We start from the raw sequence: 12,567 nt of genomic DNA on the forward strand, positions 1-12,567 counted from the left end.
ATACCCTTTAAAGAAAACATACCTTATTTCTACCATTTTTCTTAGCTTGGTATAAAGCATCATCTGCACGTTTTATAACAGTTTCAATGGTATCGTTTTCTTTTGTTACTGTAATTCCGAAACTTGCAGTTTTTTTACCAACTTTTTCAAAATCAAAATTTTCAATTTTTACTCTTAGTTTTTGGGCAAAAGCTGTTAAGTTCTCTTTATTTGTTTTTGGAACAATTATTACAAACTCTTCACCACCCCATCTTCCAACATAATCAGTTTCCCTAATAGACTCTTTTAGTAATTTTGCAAAACTTATTAATATTTTATCTCCTACTAAATGTCCAAAACTATCATTTGTTGATTTAAAATAATCTATATCTAAAATACAAAATCCAAAACTGCATTCAAATCTTTTGCATCTATTTATTTCATCTAATAAAATTTCATCTAGTTTTGTTCTATTATAAACATCTGTAAGTTTATCTGTAATTGCAAGTTTTTCAAGTGCGATATTTTTATCTTCAATCTCTTTTTGAGCTTTTTTTAACAAAATATTAGTTTTTTCAATCTCCTGTTTAGCTTTGTATAGTTTTATATTCCAATAAACAATTAAAAGAATAAAAAAAGTTGCTACAAAAATAACTTTCCATACAAGAGAATAATCAGTAACTTTTTGTTGTTCTACAGCTATCCACTTTCTAAAAATTCGATCTTTTTCTTCTTTGCTAATACTTGTAATTGCTTTTTGAATAATATTAAAAAGTTCTTCCTCTGTGTTTATAATTCCATAAGAAAGGTTATAGTCTATTGGAAGTTTACCAATAATCTTTAAATCATACATCTCATTTTTATCAATGGCATAACCAATAGAAGACCTTGAATCTATATATCCATAAACTTTGTTATTTTGAACTAGATTTAAACCCTCATCAATTGATTTAACTTGTATTATTTGAATATTTGGGTAAAACTCTTGTATATCCTCTTCTACCGCAGAACTTTTTATAACTGCAAATTTATTGTTTTTAATCTCTTCAAAACTATCAATAAAAAACTTATCTTTTTTAGTAACAATTACATAAGGAATATTATAAATTGGATTAGTAAAGTTTAAATATTCTGACCTCTCTTTAGTTTTTTTAGATAAAGATAAAATTTCACATTTTTTGTTTTTAGCAGAGTTTAATGATTCTTCCCATGAATTTGTTTTAACTAAAGTGATTTTTTTGGAGATTTTTTTAGAAATTATCTCCTTGATATCTAAACCCATTCCTATATGTTTATTATTTTCATCTATTGCTTCAAATGGCATCCATTTAGGAGATACACATATTTTTAATTCATTTTTTTTATTTAAATATTCTTTCTCTTCTTTAGTTAAAAGGTCGTTATTATATATTTTTGTTTCTTTTTTTAATTGTTTTAATTCTTTTGCGTTTAACCCAATCCATTTATTTGTTAAATTTCTCCATTCTTGTACGCTTATTGCTTCTAAGCCTTTTTGCATAATACTATATAATAAAGGTTGGTCAATATTTACCCCAAATCTTAAATCTTCACGGTTTACTGTTTTTAAGTTTAACTCATCAATTGCTAGCATATTTGATAATGCATTTTTCTTTATGTAGTGATTCATTGTTAAAAGGTTCATTATGGCAATATCAATTTTCCCATAACTTAAGGCCTTTGCCATCTCTTCAATACTTTCATTTTCAACTAATTCAATCCCTTCAATCTCTCCCACTTCCTTAGCATAGAAAATATTTTTTTGAATACCAACTTTTTTACCTTTAAAACTCTCTATCCCTTTATAATCTTTAAAATCATCCCGTACAAAAATCAAAGTTGGTATCTCATAATAAGGTTTAGTAAATAAAGTAAATTCTTCTCTTTCTTTTTTGTAGGAAATATCAGCAATAATTTTTGTTTCTTTTGCTTTGAAACGTTGAAGATTAGGAATCCATTGCCCTGTAACTCTTTTAAATCGTAAACCTGTTTTTTCTTCTAATAAAGATAAAATATCATTCACAAAACCTTGATAAGTTCCATTTATCTCAAAGGAAAACGGTGAAAAATCTTGCATTACAGATATTGGGGCAACTCTATTTTTTTCAATATAATTTATCTCTTGTTTTGTTAAGTCTGCTATATTTTCTATTTTTTGAAATAAAATAGATTGGTATTCATAAAAAGGTTTAATCATACCTTTTTCAATAAAAAAATCTCCCATCTTTTTTACTTTTTTAAAATCTACACTTCCAATTGGATAGACATTAGGAAGCATCATTTTTATTGTTTCTTGTGCTTCAAAAAGAAGATGTCCTTTACTTTTCTTTTGAGTATTGTATTTTTTTAAAATTAAATCTACAACTTCCTCTTTATGTTTTAATGCATATTCCCATCCTTTGTTTGAAGCTTTAATAAACTTTTCTACAAGTTGTGGATTATTTTTAACAAATTCTTTAGATGAAAATAGATTTACATCATACATCTCAATCCCATAATTGTTTGGGTCTAAGATATTGTGTCTAATCCCCTCTTTTCTTAAAATATATGGTTCATTTGTTAAAAAAGATGAATAGGCATCAACTTTTTTATCTATAAAATCTTGGATGTTAAAAGATGAAGGAACAATTTCTATGTCATTTATATTTAAGCCAAATAGTTTAAACATTTGCTGATAATTTACATTATTAAAATCAGACTTAGGAATCATTAGTTTTTTACCTGCTAATTCCGATGGTAAAATTATATCACCTTGGGCGATTATTGCTAGGGGAGATCTTTTGAAATAATTAGCCAATAAAACTAAAGGTTTCCCTTTCATTGCTTGTTCTATTACGCCACTTCCCCAAATACCAAACTCTTTTTCACCATTTATTACTTCTTGAACAATATCTACATCTGAATCATATTCAAAAAGTTCTACATTAAGTCCAAGCTCTTTATAATAGCCATATTCTTTAGCTACATAAAAACCTGCAAATTCAAATTGATGTTTCCATTGTAAACGTAAAGATACTTTTTCTAGAGTATTTGCGTGAAGTGTAAGAAAAAAAATAAAAAAAATAAATAGTGTTTTTAAAAGCTTTTTCACTAATACTCCAAGGGAAATTTAATCTATTTTATAATAAATAAGATAAATATACACAAAGAAATGATTTTTAGCTTAGGAACACTTCTTGCAACTACTCTTAAAATTCTTTAGGAATAGATATGGAAGCAATTAGTTCAAAACCTTTACAACTTAATCCAATTAAACTATCTCAACCTATGGGTGCAATGCTTTGTTTTTTAGGTATAAAAAACTGCATGCCCTTAATGCATGGAGCTCAAGGGTGTGCTTCTTTTTCAAAGGTTTTCTTCACAAGACATTTTAATGACCCAATTGCTGTTCAAACAACGGCAGTTAGTGATATTACAGCTGTTATTGATGGGGGAGATTATTCTATATCTGAATCAATAAAAAATATTACCAAAAAAGTAAAACCAGATTTAGTAGGTCTTTTTACAACAGGTCTTACAGAAACAAAAGGGGATGATATAAGAGGTGCTTCTCTTTTAGTTAAAGATTTACAAGAGATGGTTTATGTAAATACACCAGATTTTGAAGGTTCGATAGAGAGTGGTTTTGCAAAATCAGTTGAAGCAATTATTGATCAAAAAGTAAAAGAAACTACAGATATAGATAAAACAAAAGTTACAATAATTCCAAATGTAAATTTAAAACCAATCGAAGTTGAAAAAATCAAAGATACCATTGCTTTATTTGGTTATGAAGTTTTAGCTTTACCTGATTTAAGTGATTCCCTTGATGGTCACTTAGGATTAAAACAAGGAGCTTTAACTTCGGGTGGAATAAGTTTTAATGAGATAAAAGATTTAGCTTCATCATCTTTGGTTATTTCCATTGGAAGTTCTGTTAAAAAAGCAGGGGAAAAACTTAAAGAAAAAAATCAAAATATAAAACTTTTTCATTTTGATTCACTTGGTGGATTAGAGGAGAGTGATAGATTTTTTAAAGTTTTATGTAAAGAAAAAAATATATCACAACCCCATCCCCGTATTGTTAGATGGAGAAAAAGATTACAAGATGCCTTATTGGATTGCCATTTTGCAATAGGAAGCTCTTCAGTTGTTTTAGCCCTAGAACCAGACCAATGTATCTCAATAGCTAATACAATTATTGAAGCAGGTGCAAATATAAAAGCAATTATAACAACCCATAAAAATGATTTATTAGATGAGATTGAATGTGAAAATTTATTAATTGGTGATTTTGAAGATGTTGAAAAATATCTAAGTGATAGTGAAGTCTTAATCTCAAATTTTCATGGGGAAAGATATACAATGAAACATCATAAGGCACTTATGTTAAGGGGATTTCCTGATTTTGAAGGATTAGGAAATCAGCTTAAAAATGATTGTTTATATGAAGGGAGTTCATATTTACTTTTTGAACTTGCAAATTTAATTAATACCCATAGGCATCATGGAGCATAAAATGAGTATCAATCTAAACAGACCTATTGTACCTGCAATTGCAATTGAAATGATAAGTGGAAGGACAAGATTAATTGGAATTCCAAAAGAAAAAATCCAAGTGGTTATTACACTACCTGATATAAATGAGTTTAATAAAGAGTTAAACGAAGCCATAGAGTTTTTTAAACATAGAGCAGACTCTTTTATTATAACCTCAAGCAATAAAGAAGAGTGCAATGAAGTGATAGATAAATTTGATTTAAATGAACATTTAATCTCAAATGAACATAGAGATTTTTCAAAAATATTTAAAATGAGAGATGAAACTAGAAGATTAAAAAAATCACTAATGATAATAGATACAAATTGCCAAATTACACATAAGGATGTTTTATAAATGGAAGTAACTTATAAAAATGAGATTTTTACCTTAGGTAAAAGAGAAAGAAAAATTGAGAGTGAAGCTCCTGCAGTTAGAGTTAAAATGATAAATGGTGATACAAAAGTAATTGGGATGATGGCGCCAAAAACACAAGTTATGATTACCCTACCTTGTATAAAAGCTTATAACAATGAACTTCATAATATCTTAACTGAATATTCATCAAAAATATTGGTTTATATTGTTACAAAAAGCAATGATGATAATTTAAAAAAGATAAAAGAAGAGTACTCAATAGAGGATGGATTTATCTCAAATGATTTCAAAGACTTTTCCCTTAAGTTTGGAGTAAATATGAGTGATGAACTTATTGCCAAGTCTATTTTTATTATTGATAAAGAGGGGCTTATAAAATATAAAGAGATTCCTTCAAATATTGAAACAAGTTTTGATTTAGAAAAATTTAAAACTACGCTTTTGGAAGTTGTAAATTTCAAACAAAAGGGTCATACCCACGAAAACTGGATGGGTGTATAAAATGTCTTTTTCTGATAAAACTAGAATATGGTTATCTGCCAATGAATATGATTTAAATGACCTTAGCAAACAGGGAAAACATGGCAACTCTGCTGTAATGAAAGCAGCAAGGGAGGGTGAAACCCATATTGTTAGGGAGTTAATTGGTTTAGGGGCAAATTTAGATCAAAAAAATGTTGATGGAAATTCTGCTTTATGGAATGCATGTTTTGCTAATTCCTATGATTGTTTTTATGCCTTAATTGATGGGGGAATAGATATAAATTCTCAAAATGTTAATGGGGTTACATCTTTAATGTATTGTGCAAGTGCAGGTAAAGAGGATTTTGTAAAATTGTTACTTGAGTGTAATGCCAAAGCAGACTTGGAAAATCTTGATGGATTTAAGGCTATTGATTTAGCAGTAACTCCTAAAATATACAAAATGTTAAAAGCTGCAACAAAATAAAACTATATGCAAATTTTCCATGATAAAACTGAAATTACCCTCAAAAATTCTTTTGAGCAAACTTCTTTTATTGATTGGAGAACACAGCCAAAAAATCATAAAAAATATCCAGATTTTTTTAGAAGGTATAAAATTGATGAGTTTGATGAACTTAAATTTATAAAAAATTTTGGGAAAATCACTGATATTAAAAAGTATGGTAAAGAGGAAGTAAGTCTTCGAACAAATCCTAGTGCAGGTGGCCTTTATCCTTGTGAAGTTTATATTCAAATTAGAGGAGTAAAAGGTTTTTTAAGTGGCATTTACCATTATGAACCTTTAGAAAATAATTTAGTTTTAATCCATGAATTAAGTAATGATGGACTTGAATATTATCTTCAAAAAAATCAACAATATAAATTTGTAACTTTGATTAGTAATGTATATTTTAGAAGCTCTTGGAAATATGAAAAAAGAGCAATTAGATATTTACTATTAGATACCGGTCATCAAATAGGCTCTATTTATTCAGCGTTAAAACTTGAAAATATTGATTGTAAATTAGAGTTTGAATTTGACAGAAACCTTATAAATGAATCTTTTGGTTTTGAGGGTTTTGAGTTTTTTCAAGTTGCTATATTAAGCGAGTTTTATAAAGAGAAAAAGATAAAACCTTTAAGGGAAAAACTTGTAAATGTAAGTGCTTGTGATTATCAAATAAGAAATAGTTTTATTGACAGTTTTATAAATCATTTAGAACATGAATCTTTCCCTTTTACAATGCATTTTGATTTTTTAGAAGAATTAGAGAAAAAAAATTTAGAAGAAGCAATAAACAAAAGAAGGTCAATTAGAGCTTTTAAAGAAGAATCTATAACAAAAAATGAGTTTAATCTTATTATTAAAGATATATTTGAGTATTCCAATTGTTTTGGCATAGATATATACATTATAGTAAATAATATTAAAAACTTAAAAAGTGGTATTTACAAAAATGTAACATTGTTAGAAGAAGGCGATTTTAGGGAGCTTTCAAAAAAACTTGCCTTTAATCAAAAACTAGGAGGCTCTAGTTGTTTTACACTTTTTTTTACTTCTAGATTAGATTCAAATTATATACAAAACTATATATTGTGTGGCTTTTTAGCTCATATTATAAGTATAAGAACCATAAACTTAGAGATTTCATCAAGTGGTATTGGGGCATATTTTGATGATGAATGTAAAAAAACATTTAACACCCAAAACAATATCTTATATTTACAGGCAATTGGAAAATGAGTAAAGAAACTTATTTAAACTTATATAAAAAATATGAACTTTATCGAAGTGATATTTATATGTTGACCCAAGAAAAACCAGCAGAGATTTTCTTTTTATTTGATGAGGTGTGTGAAGAGTTGATTAAAGATAAAGCTATTAATAGACAACTTCCACCTGAATTTATAAAAAATGCAAATCTTTTATTGGCACAAAATACTTTTGCAAATGTTTATTTTTCATTTATTGATAATCGTGCTTTCTTTTTAAGTGATTTGATTGATTTCCTTTCACTTATCAAAAGTGCGAAAAAATAGGCTATTTTTAATCTTTTTTCTTGTGGAACACTATTTGCATATATACTCATAAATTTATGAGGATGTAATATGAGCAGTATAAAAATCACATCGAACACATCAGGTGAAGGTATGTTAAGAGTAGCCTTTGCAACTAAAGATTTAGAGAATATTGATTCACACTTTGGAAGTGCAAAACAGTTTGCTATATACGATATTAGTAAAAGTTCTATCTCTTTAAGTGAAATAAAAAAGGTTGATGAGAAAGATACAGATAAAACTGTAGCTTTATTAAAAGGAATTGATATTGTATATTTTACAAATGTTGGAGCAATAGCTGCAGCTAAACTTATCAATTCAGGGATATTTACAATTAAATATAAAGATGTTGTAGGTATTGATGAAGAGACAAAAAAACTTCAAGATATGTTAAATGCAAATCCTCCTCCATTTATTAAAAAAATAATTGAAAAGAAGGCTGCATAATGGAACTTAAAGAATTATTTTTAGAAACACTTACGGGACAAATAAGAGCCCTTGATCAGTTTGGTACTTGGTCTAATAAATCAGATGATGAACTGATAAAAGAAAAATATGTAAAAACAAAAGATGAATTAAAAGATATTCCAATTATTGCAGATATTGATGAGATGCAAATTAAAGATATTAGACTTATTTATCAAGCAGTTGCCCTTGCTTTTGAAAAAATTACAGGTGTAATGGCTTCTGTTGTTATGGAGATGAGTCATGAAGGTTTTGGTAGGGTTGTAGTATTTGCAGATGATATTGTACTTTGTGAAAAATATTTTAAAGATGCACATAGATTCTCTTTTAGAACTTATGAAAAGTTAGAAGAAGAGGGTGAAAAATATCTTAAAAAAGCACAAGAGAAATACAACAAATATAAATTAGAAACTGTGTAACGAAAATTAAAAAGACTCTATTCTTAGAGTCCTTTAGATTTTGATACTTTTAATGATTTTTTACAAATCATGTTAAAAAGTATTATAAAAAAGAGAAAAGGTCCCTTCAAAATAGGGACTATTTAGAAGGAGATTGAAGAAATGGCAAAGATTGGAATTTTTTGTGGAACAGCAGGTGGAACATCAATGATTGTTGCAGAGGCATTGGCTGAGGCTTTTAGTATAGAAGAGGACGATATTATCAATATGGAAGAGGATTTTGATGATATTGAACAATTTGAAGATTATGATGTTTTATTTATTGGAAGTTCAACTTGGGGACAAGGTGATGTTCATTTTTCGTGGGTTGATGCACAACTTGAGATGGAAGATGAAGAGATGGATTTATCTGGAAAAACTGTTGCATTCTTTGGAGCAGGAGACAGTGTTAAACATGGTGAGCATTTTTGTTCAGCATTGGGAAAACTTCATAAAACATTTACAACATTAGGAGCAAAGGCTGTTGGTTCTATTGATAAAGATGGTTATAAATATGAATTTTCATTAGCTGAAATGGATGGAAAACTTTGTGGATTAGCAATTGATAACCACAATGAAGAAGATAAAACTGAAGAAAGAATTGAAAACTGGATTTCAAGTTTAAAAATACAAATTCCAGCATAATCTATAAGAAAGGAAAATATCATGGCAACAGTAGAAGAATTTTATAGATGTAGAGATACAGAAGATTACTTTAAATTTTTTGGGATTGAATTTGATCAATCTTTAATAAATGTAAAGAGATTTCATATGATGAAAGAATATGGAACACTTATTAAAAATGGTATCAACAATATTAAAGAGGAAAATAAACTTTTAGACTTTTTGAAATTTTCACTTTTAAGGGTTTATGGTGATTATAAACATGGTCATGCACCAAGTGCTGCTGATGTTTGGAACATGTATGAAACTGGAAAACTTGAAGGGTGTTCATCATGTGGAACAACACCAGGTATGGCAGGTTCTACTTCAACAGGTGGAAGTTGTGGCTGCTAGTGGATTAGACCAAGATTATATAGTTGATCCTGATACATTTTTTCATGACAATGTAACAGGTCCTAGGTCAGGTAAAGATGAAGATGAAGCTAAATTTGGGATTGGTCAAAAAGTAAAGCTTATAAAAGAAATTGTAAACGATGGAACATATCCCCATTCTCCTATAGGTACGTTAATGATGCCAAAGGATTCAATTGGATATATAAAATCTGTTGGAGAATTTCTTCAGGTGATTAGAGTTTATGAAGTACATTTTTTAGGTGTTGAAGAAGCACCAGTTGAGATAGTTGGGTGTAGAGAAAATGAACTTGAAGCTATGGAAGATTATAAAGATGAAGTTGAAGAAGAACTTGAATGGATGAGAAAACATAGAGAGAAATACTATAGCAAAGATTAATCATATGCACCAAGTCAAACGAAAGAATTTTTAGAATTTTTTCGTATGACTTGGTGCATATAATTAATTTAATAAAGGAGAAGAAACATGGCAAAAGTTATTTTCATGCATTTTGATACTGAAACTGATGGTGTTTATGATGCAAAGATTGGTGAGCCTATTGTAAGATTGGCAAAAGAGAAAGGGATTCCTCTTCCAGAGGATTTAAAAGATTATTCTAAATGTTTAATCAAGGTTGAAAATTTGGCTGATGAAGAACCTACAAGTTATATGGAAGATGAAGAGTTAGATGTATTAGTTGAACTTGGTGCTATCACTGCAGATGAGGCACACCAATGTCAACAATTCACTATAAGTCCAAAGATTAGAATTGCACCAATGATGTTAGTTAAGGGTGATATTTTAGTTAAACCATACGCACTTTCATAGATAGAATTAGTAATTTAGTATAAAAAGGAACAATTCATTGTTCCCTTTAGAGTTTGCTTCTTTAGGTTTGATTTACTCAAACCGTTAAAAGAAGATAGAAATGTATCGGTCCCTTAAAAGTGGGGACCACTTTTAAGGAGAATTAAAAATGACAACAAGAGTAGAAATCGTAAACGACTTTTTAGCTATTAATGTAAAACCAGGAAGTACAATTCAAGATGTAGTTGAAGCATCTGGTTCAGCTTTACCATTTGGATGTAGAGATGGTGAGTGTGGTACATGTGTAGTTGAAATCGAGCAAGGTATGGAATTTTTATCTGATATCAATGAAAAAGAGATAAAAGTTATTAATGAAGTTTGTGCAGGAACTTGTACTGAAAAAACAAGACTTTCTTGTCAAATGAAAATAGTTAAACCTAACGGTATCGTTAGAATTAAGTATTAAAAAATATACACTTTTTTGTCTAAATTCGTTTAGAATTTAGGCAGAATAGGATTATGAGTATGGCACCTACATTATCAACATCAGTTGCACAAAAACAAAACCTTAATTTATCACTTAAAATGTGGTTACCTATGTTGCAGTCTTCTCTGCAAGACCTAGAGAAACACCTAACAAATGTATCTTATGAAAACCCATTTTTAGAAATCAAAAAACCAAAAGAGTTTTATAATAACTTTATGCCACAAGGAACAAGTGGAGAGTTTATTGAATCTTTAGCTTTATATGATGAATCATTACATGATAAAATAAGTGAACAAATTTGTGCTCCAAATTTTCCCACACCAAATTCACAAAAAGTTGCAATGGAGATTTTATGTGATATAAATGAAGATGGATATTTTGATGGAGATATTGAAAAAATTGCTGTTACATGTGGAGTATATAAAGAATATGTAGAATCTATTAGACAAAGGTTTTCAAGACTAGAACCTGCTGGAGTTGGTTCAATGAACTTATCAGAATCATTTGAATTTCAATTAGATGCTTGTGATAAAGATATTGATGATGAACTTTATAACTTTATAAAAAAAGTTATAAAAGATATCGCCCACTTGGATAAATATGCAGCACACCATAGATTTGATGAAGCAAAGGATGTTATAAAATATTTTAATAATCCACCTGCAATAAATTATATAAATACTAACACTCAAGTTATTCCTGATTTTTATGTGGATATTGGAGAAGATATTAATGTTAAGATTAATCATGCTTATTATCCTGATATAGAAGTAAAGGATCCCTTTTCTTCTAAAAATCAAAGTATAAAAGATAAGCTAAAAGAAGCAAGGGATTTAGTAAATCTTTTAAATCTTAGAAAATCAACTCTATATAAAATTGTACTTTTAATTGTTGAAAAACAAATCTCATTTTTTGTTGGGGGAGAACTTAAACCATTTTCAATGCAAGAATTAGCAGGGGAGTTAGGTTTTGCTGAATCTACAATTTCTAGAGCAGTTGCAAATAAACATATAGAGTGTAACCTTGGAGTGTTCCCTTTAAAACATTTTTTTACAAATGCGGTAAATGATAAAGATTTATCTTCATCACAAATAAAAAGTTATATCAAATCTTTAGTTGAATATGAAGATAGAGAAACGCCACTTACTGACCAACATATATTAGAGATGATTTATGAAAAATTTGATTTAAAGATGGTAAGACGTACTATTACTAAATATAGAAAGATGTTAAGTATTCCCTCTTCAAAAGAGAGAAAAAAATTATATAAAGTTGAAAACTTGTAAGGGATTAAGAATTATTTCTTTCTAAAGTAGCTAAAAAATCTTTTTTGTAAGATGTTGCAATAGCCTCTAAATTTAAAATCTCATCTATGATAGCTCTTTCTTCTGGTGGCACTTTCAAATAGATACTTAAATCTTTAATTGAGATATTTGAGACTCTTTTTTTAAGAATCATCTTATCAGAAATTTTGATTTTACCCTCTTTTAAAACTCTTACATACCAACCTGTTGCATGATTTTTAGAGATATATCTACTCATCTCTTTTCCAAATAATGCTCCAATTTTCCAACAAGGTTGTCTTGGTTGAGAAACTTCAACTTCAATTTCACCAATTTGATAAATATCTCCAATAAATATATCCTCTTCAGTATGGTTATCAATTAATATATTACATCCAATAAACAATTTATCAAAGTTAGAATTTTCTTTTAAGTGTGTTGTACTTCCAAAATGAATCGCTTTATCAATTCCACCATGAAATCTTTTATCTACTTGATTATCCCCTAAAAGACCTAAGGAAGAAACTTCAATCTCTTCTAAAAAATTATCCTTTTTATATCCACTTTCAAACTCTTTTTTACCAAATTTATATTTTTTTGCTTTTCCTAGTGCAATACTTTTTATACTGATTTCCATATTAAAAAGTTTCCTTTAT

At 28.4% G+C, this 12,567-nt stretch carries 16 protein-coding genes; 14 read left to right on the plus strand and 2 right to left on the minus strand.

Features of this window, described 5'->3' with window-relative positions; genetic code table 11:
- Positions 1 to 7: 7 nt before the first annotated feature.
- Complete coding sequence (locus FDK22_RS05665; protein WP_138151941.1) at positions 8 to 3,088, minus strand: ABC transporter substrate-binding protein; 3,081 nt, start codon at positions 3,086 to 3,088, stop codon at positions 8 to 10.
- 119 nt (positions 3,089 to 3,207) lie between these two features.
- On the opposite strand from FDK22_RS05665, the gene nifN reads away from it, so the two are divergent.
- The 14 genes from nifN (at position 3,208) to FDK22_RS05735 (ending at position 11,914) form a co-directional block, all read left to right on the plus strand.
- The gene (gene nifN / locus FDK22_RS05670; protein ID WP_138151942.1) at positions 3,208 to 4,494 is read left to right on the plus strand and encodes a nitrogenase iron-molybdenum cofactor biosynthesis protein NifN; all 1,287 of its coding nucleotides are present in this window, start codon (positions 3,208 to 3,210) and stop codon (positions 4,492 to 4,494) included.
- A gap of 1 nt (position 4,495) precedes the next feature.
- Positions 4,496 to 4,873 (plus strand): hypothetical protein, encoded by a 378-nt coding sequence (locus tag FDK22_RS05675; protein WP_138151943.1) that lies wholly within the window; start codon positions 4,496 to 4,498, stop codon positions 4,871 to 4,873.
- Positions 4,874 to 5,395 (plus strand): thioredoxin domain-containing protein, encoded by a 522-nt coding sequence (locus FDK22_RS05680; RefSeq protein WP_138151944.1) that lies wholly within the window; start codon positions 4,874 to 4,876, stop codon positions 5,393 to 5,395.
- A gap of 1 nt (position 5,396) precedes the next feature.
- Positions 5,397 to 5,843 carry an ankyrin repeat domain-containing protein gene (locus tag FDK22_RS05685; protein WP_138151945.1) on the plus strand — a complete coding sequence of 149 codons (447 nt, stop codon included), beginning with the start codon at positions 5,397 to 5,399 and terminating at the stop codon, positions 5,841 to 5,843.
- Between the two features lie 6 nt (positions 5,844 to 5,849).
- The gene (locus tag FDK22_RS05690; protein WP_138151946.1) at positions 5,850 to 7,103 is read left to right on the plus strand and encodes a SagB family peptide dehydrogenase; all 1,254 of its coding nucleotides are present in this window, start codon (positions 5,850 to 5,852) and stop codon (positions 7,101 to 7,103) included.
- The gene (locus FDK22_RS05695) at positions 7,100 to 7,399 is read left to right on the plus strand and encodes a hypothetical protein (RefSeq protein ID WP_138151947.1); all 300 of its coding nucleotides are present in this window, start codon (positions 7,100 to 7,102) and stop codon (positions 7,397 to 7,399) included. The genes FDK22_RS05690 and FDK22_RS05695 overlap by 4 nt, the downstream gene beginning before the upstream one ends.
- Before the next feature lie 69 nt (positions 7,400 to 7,468).
- Positions 7,469 to 7,864, plus strand: a complete 396-nt coding sequence (locus tag FDK22_RS05700) for a NifB/NifX family molybdenum-iron cluster-binding protein (RefSeq protein ID WP_138151948.1) — start codon at positions 7,469 to 7,471, stop codon at positions 7,862 to 7,864.
- Positions 7,864 to 8,301 carry a NifX-associated nitrogen fixation protein gene (locus FDK22_RS05705; protein ID WP_138151949.1) on the plus strand — a complete coding sequence of 146 codons (438 nt, stop codon included), beginning with the start codon at positions 7,864 to 7,866 and terminating at the stop codon, positions 8,299 to 8,301. Before FDK22_RS05700 ends, FDK22_RS05705 begins: the two co-directional genes overlap by 1 nt.
- Before the next feature lie 141 nt (positions 8,302 to 8,442).
- The gene (locus FDK22_RS05710; RefSeq protein ID WP_138151950.1) at positions 8,443 to 8,964 is read left to right on the plus strand and encodes a flavodoxin; all 522 of its coding nucleotides are present in this window, start codon (positions 8,443 to 8,445) and stop codon (positions 8,962 to 8,964) included.
- Between the two features lie 21 nt (positions 8,965 to 8,985).
- Entirely contained in the window at positions 8,986 to 9,336 is a 351-nt protein-coding gene (locus tag FDK22_RS05715) for a nitrogenase-stabilizing/protective protein NifW (protein ID WP_138151951.1), read from the plus strand.
- Positions 9,326 to 9,733 (plus strand): nitrogen fixation protein NifZ, encoded by a 408-nt coding sequence (locus FDK22_RS05720; RefSeq protein WP_228711638.1) that lies wholly within the window; start codon positions 9,326 to 9,328, stop codon positions 9,731 to 9,733. Before FDK22_RS05715 ends, FDK22_RS05720 begins: the two co-directional genes overlap by 11 nt.
- A gap of 87 nt (positions 9,734 to 9,820) precedes the next feature.
- Positions 9,821 to 10,162, plus strand: coding sequence for a hypothetical protein (locus FDK22_RS05725; protein ID WP_138151952.1), 342 nt, complete (start codon positions 9,821 to 9,823; stop codon positions 10,160 to 10,162).
- 148 nt (positions 10,163 to 10,310) lie between these two features.
- On the plus strand, positions 10,311 to 10,607 hold the full coding sequence (locus FDK22_RS05730; RefSeq protein WP_138151953.1) for a 2Fe-2S iron-sulfur cluster-binding protein: 297 nt from the start codon (positions 10,311 to 10,313) through the stop codon (positions 10,605 to 10,607).
- A 59-nt stretch (positions 10,608 to 10,666) separates the two neighbouring features.
- Positions 10,667 to 11,914, plus strand: a complete 1,248-nt coding sequence (locus FDK22_RS05735) for an RNA polymerase factor sigma-54 (RefSeq protein WP_138151954.1) — start codon at positions 10,667 to 10,669, stop codon at positions 11,912 to 11,914.
- A gap of 4 nt (positions 11,915 to 11,918) precedes the next feature.
- On the opposite strand, the gene FDK22_RS05740 is transcribed toward FDK22_RS05735, so the two are convergent.
- Complete coding sequence (locus tag FDK22_RS05740) at positions 11,919 to 12,548, minus strand: MOSC domain-containing protein (RefSeq protein WP_138151955.1); 630 nt, start codon at positions 12,546 to 12,548, stop codon at positions 11,919 to 11,921.
- Positions 12,549 to 12,567: the final 19 nt, after the last annotated feature.

Source organism: Arcobacter arenosus, assembly GCF_005771535.1.
Taxonomy (GTDB): Bacteria; Campylobacterota; Campylobacteria; order Campylobacterales; family Arcobacteraceae; genus Halarcobacter; species Halarcobacter arenosus.

Excerpts from the sequence above, each read along its gene's own strand:
- FDK22_RS05705 (WP_138151949.1), top strand. The coding sequence starts at position 7,864 with ATGGAACTTAAAGAATTATTTTTAGAAACACTTACGGGACAAATAAGA.
- FDK22_RS05740 (WP_138151955.1), bottom strand. The coding sequence starts at position 12,548 with ATGGAAATCAGTATAAAAAGTATTGCACTAGGAAAAGCAAAAAAATAT.
- FDK22_RS05690 (WP_138151946.1), top strand. The coding sequence starts at position 5,850 with ATGCAAATTTTCCATGATAAAACTGAAATTACCCTCAAAAATTCTTTT.
- FDK22_RS05685 (WP_138151945.1), top strand. The coding sequence starts at position 5,397 with ATGTCTTTTTCTGATAAAACTAGAATATGGTTATCTGCCAATGAATAT.
- FDK22_RS05730 (WP_138151953.1), top strand. The coding sequence starts at position 10,311 with ATGACAACAAGAGTAGAAATCGTAAACGACTTTTTAGCTATTAATGTA.
- FDK22_RS05675 (WP_138151943.1), top strand. The coding sequence starts at position 4,496 with ATGAGTATCAATCTAAACAGACCTATTGTACCTGCAATTGCAATTGAA.
- FDK22_RS05735 (WP_138151954.1), top strand. The coding sequence starts at position 10,667 with ATGGCACCTACATTATCAACATCAGTTGCACAAAAACAAAACCTTAAT.
- nifN (WP_138151942.1), top strand. The coding sequence starts at position 3,208 with ATGGAAGCAATTAGTTCAAAACCTTTACAACTTAATCCAATTAAACTA.
- FDK22_RS05700 (WP_138151948.1), top strand. The coding sequence starts at position 7,469 with ATGAGCAGTATAAAAATCACATCGAACACATCAGGTGAAGGTATGTTA.
- FDK22_RS05710 (WP_138151950.1), top strand. The coding sequence starts at position 8,443 with ATGGCAAAGATTGGAATTTTTTGTGGAACAGCAGGTGGAACATCAATG.
- FDK22_RS05695 (WP_138151947.1), top strand. The coding sequence starts at position 7,100 with ATGAGTAAAGAAACTTATTTAAACTTATATAAAAAATATGAACTTTAT.
- FDK22_RS05725 (WP_138151952.1), top strand. The coding sequence starts at position 9,821 with ATGGCAAAAGTTATTTTCATGCATTTTGATACTGAAACTGATGGTGTT.
- FDK22_RS05715 (WP_138151951.1), top strand. The coding sequence starts at position 8,986 with ATGGCAACAGTAGAAGAATTTTATAGATGTAGAGATACAGAAGATTAC.
- FDK22_RS05680 (WP_138151944.1), top strand. The coding sequence starts at position 4,874 with ATGGAAGTAACTTATAAAAATGAGATTTTTACCTTAGGTAAAAGAGAA.